A 6952-nucleotide genomic window follows, 5' to 3' on the forward strand; every position below is an offset into this window, starting at 1 on the left:
CCAGACTGACGGCGCGCTATAGTTTCACTCCCGCGCTCCAAGTGCCTGCCGACTTCTCCGAGCCTCGCGTCGTTCGACAAAAGCCCGTACTAACACAAAGAATACCGGGGTCAACAGCAGGCCGAAGAGCGTCACTCCGATCATCCCGGAGAATACTGCCACCCCCATGGCATGGCGCATCTCGGCACCGGCCCCAGAGGACAGCACCAGCGGCACTACGCCCATGATGAAGGCGATGGAGGTCATCAGGATTGGCCGCAGACGCAGGCGGCAAGCCTCCAGTACGGCAGCGATACGGTCCCGGCCCTCTGCCTGCTGGTCCTTGGCAAATTCGACGATGAGGATGGCGTTCTTGCAGGCCAGCCCTACCAGCACGATCAGGCCGATCTGGGTGAAGACGTTGTTGTCTCCGCCCGCGATCTTGACCCCGACGATGGCCGACAGCAGGGTCATGGGCACGATCAGGATCACCGCCAGCGGCAGGCCCCAGCTCTCGTACTGGGCGGCCAGTACCAGGAACGCCAGCAGCACGCAGAGCGGGAAGACGAAGATGGCGGTATTGCCGGCAAGGATCTGCTGGTAGGTCAACTCGGTCCACTCGAACGTCATGCCGCCCGGCAGTTCCTCACGCAGCAGCCGCTCCATCGCAGCCTCGGCTTGGCCGGAGCTGTAGCCGGGGGCTGCGGCGCCGTTGATCTCGGCGGTGAGGAAGCCGTTGTAGTGCATCACTCTATCGGGACCGGCGCTGCCTTCGATCCTGACGAAGGTCGACAGCGGCACCATCTCGCCACGGTTATTGCGCACCTTGAGCTGGCCGATCTGTGCCGGCTCCAGGCGAAACTGCTGCTCGGCCTGGACATTGACTTGATAGGTGCGGCCAAAGCGGTTGAAGTCGTTGGCGTACAGCGAACCCAGATACACCTGCAAGGTGTCGAAAATGTCGCTGATGGCCACGCCATGGGTCTTGGCCTTTTCTCGGTCGATGTCGGCGTCGACCTGCGGCACGTTCACCTGGTAGCTGGTGAACAGGCCGGCCAGCTCTGGCACCGTGCGGCTCTTGGCGATCACGTTCTGCACCTGCCGATACAGCTCCTCGTAGCCGAGGCCGCCACGGTCCTGGATCTGCACACGGAAGCCGCCAATGGTGCCGAGGCCCTGCACCGGCGGCGGCGGGAAGATAGCAATGTAGGCGTCCTGGATTTCGGCGAACTGGCGATTCAACTCGGCAGCGATGGCATCAGCCGACAGCGACGGATCCTTGCGTTCCTCGAAGGATTTGAGGGGGGTGAAGACGATGCCGCTGTTCGGACTGTTGGTGAAGCCGTTGATCGACAGGCCGGGGAAGGCCACGGTGTCGGCCACCCCCGGATGCCGGCCGGCGATCTCCGACATACGCTGGATCACCGCATCGGTACGGTCGAGGGTGGCAGCGTCCGGTAACTGGGCGAAGGCAACCAGGTACTGCTTGTCCTGCGGCGGTACGAAGCCTGTCGGGGTACTAGAAAAGCCCAGCCAAGTCAGGCCCATCAGCCCGCCGTAGACCAGCAGGGCGATGGCACTGCCTCGCAGCACGTGGCGCACGGTACCGACATAGCCGTGACTGGCACGCTCGAACAGGCGGTTGAAGGGGCCGAACAGCCAGCCGCCGAGCAGTTTGTCGAGCACGTGGGAGAAGCGATCCTTGGGGGCATGGTGGTCCTTGAGCAGCACGGCGGCCAGGGCCGGCGACAGGGTCAGCGAGTTGAATGCCGAGATCACTGTAGAGATAGCGATGGTCAGGGCGAACTGCTGGTAGAACTGTCCAGTCAGGCCAGAGATGAACGCCGTCGGCACGAACACCGCACAAAGCACCAAAGCGGTGGCGATAATGGGGCCGGTCACCTCCTGCATGGCCTGGCGGGTCGCCTCCAGAGGAGGCTTGCCGAGGGCAATGTTGCGCTCGACGTTCTCCACCACCACGATCGCATCGTCCACCACGATGCCGATGGCCAGCACCAGGCCGAACAGCGACAAGGCGTTGAGAGAGAAGCCGAACAGGTGCATCACCGCGAAGGTGCCGATCAGCGATACCGGTACCGCCGCCAGAGGGATGATCGAGGCGCGCCAAGTCTGTAGGAACAGGATCACCACCAGCACTACCAGGACGATCGCCTCGAACAGAGTATGCACTACCGCCTCGATGGAGCCGCGTACGAACACAGTCGGGTCGTAGACGATGGAGTAGTCGACGCCCTGCGGAAAGCTCTGCTTCAGCTCGGCCATGCGCGCACGCACCGCATCGGAAATCTCGATGGCGTTGGAGCCGGGTCGCTGGAAGACCGGCATGGCCACGGCCGGTCGGTTGTTCAGTTGCGAGCGCAGGGCGTACTGGCTGGAGCCCAGCTCGATGCGGGCGATGTCCTTCAGGCGGGTAATCTCACCATCTTCACCCGTACTGACAATGATGTTTTCGAACTCCTCTTCGCTGACCAGGCGGCCCTGGGTGTTGATCGACAGTTGGAAGCCGGTGTCGCCCGGTGTAGGCGGTGCGCCGAGGGAGCCGGCGGCGACCTGGCGGTTCTGCTCGCGGATGGCGTTGACCACATCCATGGCGGTGAGGCCGCGCGAGGCTACCCGGTGCGGGTCGAGCCAGACGCGTAGGGAGTAGTTGCCGAGGCCGAACAGTTGCACGTCTCCCACGCCGTCGAGGCGCGCCAGCTCGTCCTTGACGTTGAGCGCGGCGTAGTTGGACAGGTAGAGCATGTTGTAGCGCTCGTCCGGCGAGGTCAGGTGAACCACCATGGTCAGGTCCGGCGAGGCCTTGTCGACGGTCACGCCGAGGCGCTGCACCTCGGTGGGCAGGGTCGGCATGGTGCGGGTCACGCGGTTCTGCACCTGCACCTGGGCGTTGTCCAGATCGGTGCCTAGAGCGAAAGTGATGGTCAGCGTCAGCTTGCCGTCGGAGGTTGCCTGGGACGACATGTAGAGCATTCCCTCGACGCCGACGATGGCCTGCTCCAGCGGCGAGGCGACCGTTTCGCCGATCACCTTGGGGTTGGCGCCCGGGAAGTTGGCGCGCACCACCACAGTGGGCGGCACCACTTCCGGGTATTCGCTGATCGGCAACTGGAACAGTGCGATGGCGCCGCCGATCAAGGTCAGCAGCGAGAGCACGGCGGCGAAGATCGGCCGGTGGATGAAGAATTGCGAGAAGTTCATGGGCGTCCGTCCTTGACTGCAATCGTGCGACTTGCCACACGGGATGCGGCATCGCCATCCACCGCCTGACGCTGGCGGGCCAGGGCGGCAAGGGTATCAGCATCGGCCATGGGCACGTCCTGCGCCTCCACGGTGACGCCGGGCAGGGCGCGCTGCAAGCCGTTGACCACGATCCGCTCGCCCTTGGCCAGGCCTTGGCGCACGATGCGTAGACCTTCCAGCTTCGGTCCCAGCTCGACAGCGCGGTAGCTCAGGATATTGTCCTCGTCGAGGACCAGGACGAATTTCTTGCCCAGATCGGTACCGATCGCGGTGTCCTGGATCAGGGCGGCGGCGTAGGTATCGCTGCCGACCAGCCGGATGCGTGCATACAGACCGGGCGTGAAGCGGCCATCGGCATTATCGAACACCGCACGCCCGCGGATAGTGCCGGTGCGTGGATTGACCTGGTTGTCGAGAAAGTCCAGCCGGCCCAGGTACGGGTGGCCACTCTCGCCGGTCAGGCCAAGGTACACCGGTGCGGCGGCGCGGGCATCGTCGCCGTTGCGCCGGGCCCGCTCGGCATATTTGAGGAATATGCGCTCATCGGCATCGAAATAAGCGTAGATACGATCGGTGGATACCACCGTGGTCAGCAGGGCCTGGCCGGCGTTGACCAGGTTGCCGGCGGTGATCTCGGCACGACCGACGCGGCCGTCGATAGGCGCGACGACACGGGTGAAGCCAAGGTCCAGACGGGCGTTGTCCAACTGTGCCTGGATCGCAGCGAGCGCCGCGCGAGCCTCTTGGGCGGCGCTGGCTCGAGCATCGGCCAGCTCGGTGGAGATGGCCTTGCTGGCACGAAGGCGTTCGCCGCGCTGGGCCTCCTTGGCGGCGCGGGCAAGACTGGTACGGGCCTGCTGCAGTTCGGCTTCCAGACGCTTGACTTCAGCTTCGAAGGGACGCGGGTCAATCTGGAACAGCAGTTCGCCTTTCTTCACCAAACCACCTTCGGTGAAGGCTACCCGGTCGATGTAACCGGACACCCGCGGGCGGACCGCCACTGACTCCGGAGCCTCGAGGCGTCCCGAGAGCTCGTCCCATTCGTTGATCGGCTGTTCGATGACCTCCGCGACGCTGACCTTGACAGGCGGCGCCGACGGGGAGGTTTCCGGGGCTTTGCGGCAAGCGTTCAGGGTCAAAAGGACAATGATGGCCAGAGCGAGATGCCGGGGCCGGGATAGGAACGGTTCCATGTATGATTCCGCCGGTCGTATGTATGCGTGTGCGGAGTCTGGGACGCGTGCCCGGCGGCGACGAATCGAATGTCGCGAAGTTGATTATCAGTCGGAGTGATGGGGCGGGTCTGTCTGGGCCAAGCTGTCCGGGTCGCCGCAGAACATCTGGATGCGCGAGCGCAGCCAGCGCTCGGCCGGGTCGTTATCCTGAGCGCTCCGCCAGACCATGTGCAACTCGAAGGCGGGCGTCGCCAGGGGCAGCGCCTCGGCACGCAGACCGCCGACAGCAGTCAGGGCCGCGGCGGTGTAGTCGGGCACGCTGGCGACGATGTCGGTGCCGGCGAGCAGAGTGCCCAGACCATTGAACTGGGGAACGGCCAGCACCACGCGGCGCGTACGACCCAGTTTGACTAACTCGTCGTCGATGAAACCGCAAAGGTCGCCGGCGAAGGACACCAGCGCATGGGGCCGCGCGCAGTAGTCATCCAGGCTCAGCGCACCGGGGATGGCATCGGCCCGCAGCAAGCGCGGCATGCTCCGGCGCAGCACCCGGCGTTTGGCATTGGCCGGCAGCGCCTCCGTGTAGCCGACACCCACCGAGATCTCGCCCGAAGCCAGTAACTGCGGCATCAGCAGGTAGTTGGCACGGCGCACCACCAGAGTGATGCTAGGTGCTTCGGCGCGCAGGCGGCGCAGTAGCGGTGGCAGCAAGGCGAACTCCACATCATCGGAGAGGCCGATGCGGAACACGGTCGTACTGGTCGCCGGAGCGAAGTCGGCCGCCCGGCTGACGGCAGTGGAGATCGAGTCGAGAGCAGGGGAGAGCAGGGCGAAGATTTCCACGGCCCGGGTGGTCGGCTCCATGTTGCGGCCGGTACGGACGAAGAGCGGATCGTCGAACAGGTTGCGCAGGCGGGCCAGGGCTGCACTGATCGCCGGTTGGCCGAGAAAGAGCTTCTCCGCCGTGCGGGTCACACTGCGCTCGTGCATCAGCGTCTCGAAGACAATTAATAAGTTCAGATCGAGGCGGCGCAGATCGTTACGGTTCATAAGTCTCGTCCGTTAGGCTGGGGCAAAGGTGCAGGCCAGGCCGGCACGCGTCAAGGGTGGGGCCTGCCGGTACGGGAGGGGTGTAGATCAGCGGCGTGCATGTCGACTATCGAGGTGAGGTAGGTGGAGTTGCCTGGCCAGCCCCGCTAGAGTCGGGGTGATGACTTCGAGATGAGGTAGGCGATGTCCCGCATGATCCGTTTCCACGCGTTCGGCGATGCCGACGTGCTGCGTCTGGAGGAGGTGCCGACCCCGCGGCCGGGACCAGGCGAAGTGCTGGTGCAGGTGGAGGCGTTGGGCCTTGGCTGGCAGGACGTGCTGTGGCGACAGAACCTCGCTCCGGAATGGGCGCGACTGCCGGCCGGCCTAGGTTATGAACTGGCCGGGCGCGTGGCGGCAATGGGCGAGAGCGTTGTCGATCTTGCGCCGGGCATGCCGGTCGCCAGTTTTCCAGCACATTCGCCGAACCGTTATCCGGCCTGTGGCGACTTGGTACTGATGCCCCGCACCAGCCTGACGGTCTATCCCGAGGTACTCTCGGCGCGAGAGGCAGCGGTGCACTACACACCTTACCTCTATGCCTTCTTCGCCTTGGTCGGCCTGGCCCGGCTGCGCCCCGGCCAAAGGCTGCTGGTCACCGAGGCCGGACACTGCCTGGCGCCACAGGCAGTGCAACTGGCCAAGGCCCTTGGTGCCGAGGTGATCGCCGCCACCAGTCAGTCAGCGAGCCGGGAGTTTATCCGCCGGATGGGGGCCGATAAGGTCATCGTCACCGAGGAGCAGGATCTGGTGATGGAAGTGCAGCGCCATACGTGTGGTACGGGTGTCGAGGTGGTGCTGGATCAGTGTGGCGGGCCGCAGATGAAGCTGCTCGGTGATCTGGCCGCACTGCGCGGCAAACTGATTCTCTATGGGCTCAATGGCGGCAACGATGCGAGCTTCCCGGCCTGCGCAGCCTTCCAGAAGCACCTGCAGTTCTTCCGCCACTGCATCCTGGATTTCACCGGCCATCCGGAGCTGGGCATAGAGCCCGACCGTGAGACCGTCCGGACAGCATTGCAGCAGATCGACGAGCTGACTACGCAGGGATTGCTGCGGCCGCCCATCGACCGGGTATTCGCCTTCGAGGATTTCGTTGCAGCATATCGCTATCTGGAAAGCTGTCCTGATCGTGGGCGTGTGGTGCTCGAGTTGCCAGTTAGCTAATCGGGCATACCGGCAAGTTCTGCAACGATCAAGGGAGTACTGTCATGTTGTTGGCAGGTTGACCCAGTGGAATGGCACGTTCCATGCCCCGCTCAACAGCTTCAAGCGGTACGAGACAACCTTGCGCAAGGCGCAGCAGGCAATGAGCCGCAAGGTGAAGTTCGGCAGCAACTGGAAGAAGGTGAAAGCCCGCGTCCAGTGCATTCATTCTCGAATTGGCAACGCCCGCCGCGACTACCTGTACAAGACCTCGACCACGATCAGCCAAACCACGCGATGGT

The 6952-nt window shown here is 64.2% G+C and carries 5 protein-coding genes; 1 reads left to right on the forward strand and 4 read right to left on the reverse strand.

Annotated elements, in window-relative coordinates; genetic code table 11:
- Positions 1–24: 24 nt before the first annotated feature.
- From GCU53_RS25320 to GCU53_RS25330, 3 genes are all read right to left on the reverse strand, one after another.
- On the reverse strand, positions 25–3198 hold the full coding sequence (locus GCU53_RS25320) for an efflux RND transporter permease subunit (protein WP_152390271.1): 3174 nt from the start codon (positions 3196–3198) through the stop codon (positions 25–27).
- The gene (locus GCU53_RS25325) at positions 3195–4433 is read right to left on the reverse strand and encodes an efflux RND transporter periplasmic adaptor subunit (protein ID WP_152390272.1); all 1239 of its coding nucleotides are present in this window, start codon (positions 4431–4433) and stop codon (positions 3195–3197) included. The genes GCU53_RS25320 and GCU53_RS25325 overlap by 4 nt, the downstream gene beginning before the upstream one ends.
- 87 nt (positions 4434–4520) lie before the next feature.
- Entirely contained in the window at positions 4521–5465 is a 945-nt protein-coding gene (locus tag GCU53_RS25330) for a LysR family transcriptional regulator (RefSeq protein WP_152390273.1), read from the reverse strand.
- A gap of 183 nt (positions 5466–5648) precedes the next feature.
- Between GCU53_RS25330 and GCU53_RS25335 the strand changes: the two genes are divergently transcribed.
- Positions 5649–6671 carry a zinc-dependent alcohol dehydrogenase family protein gene (locus GCU53_RS25335; protein ID WP_152390274.1) on the forward strand — a complete coding sequence of 341 codons (1023 nt, stop codon included), beginning with the start codon at positions 5649–5651 and terminating at the stop codon, positions 6669–6671.
- Between the two features lie 42 nt (positions 6672–6713).
- Here GCU53_RS25335 and GCU53_RS26840 read toward each other — a convergent pair whose 3' ends face one another.
- Positions 6714–6875: a hypothetical protein gene (locus GCU53_RS26840; RefSeq protein ID WP_425278180.1), complete on the reverse strand. Its 162-nt coding sequence runs from the start codon at positions 6873–6875 to the stop codon at positions 6714–6716.
- Positions 6876–6952: the final 77 nt, after the last annotated feature.

This window comes from Azotobacter salinestris, assembly GCF_009363155.1.
Classification (GTDB): domain Bacteria; phylum Pseudomonadota; class Gammaproteobacteria; order Pseudomonadales; family Pseudomonadaceae; genus Azotobacter; species Azotobacter salinestris.

Bases quoted from the DNA above. Each gene is read 5' to 3' on its own strand.
- GCU53_RS25320 (WP_152390271.1), bottom strand. From the start codon at position 3,198: ATGAACTTCTCGCAATTCTTCATCCACCGGCCGATCTTCGCCGCCGTG.
- GCU53_RS25325 (WP_152390272.1), bottom strand. From the start codon at position 4,433: ATGGAACCGTTCCTATCCCGGCCCCGGCATCTCGCTCTGGCCATCATT.
- GCU53_RS25330 (WP_152390273.1), bottom strand. From the start codon at position 5,465: ATGAACCGTAACGATCTGCGCCGCCTCGATCTGAACTTATTAATTGTC.
- GCU53_RS25335 (WP_152390274.1), top strand. From the start codon at position 5,649: ATGTCCCGCATGATCCGTTTCCACGCGTTCGGCGATGCCGACGTGCTG.
- GCU53_RS26840 (WP_425278180.1), bottom strand. From the start codon at position 6,875: ATGCACTGGACGCGGGCTTTCACCTTCTTCCAGTTGCTGCCGAACTTC.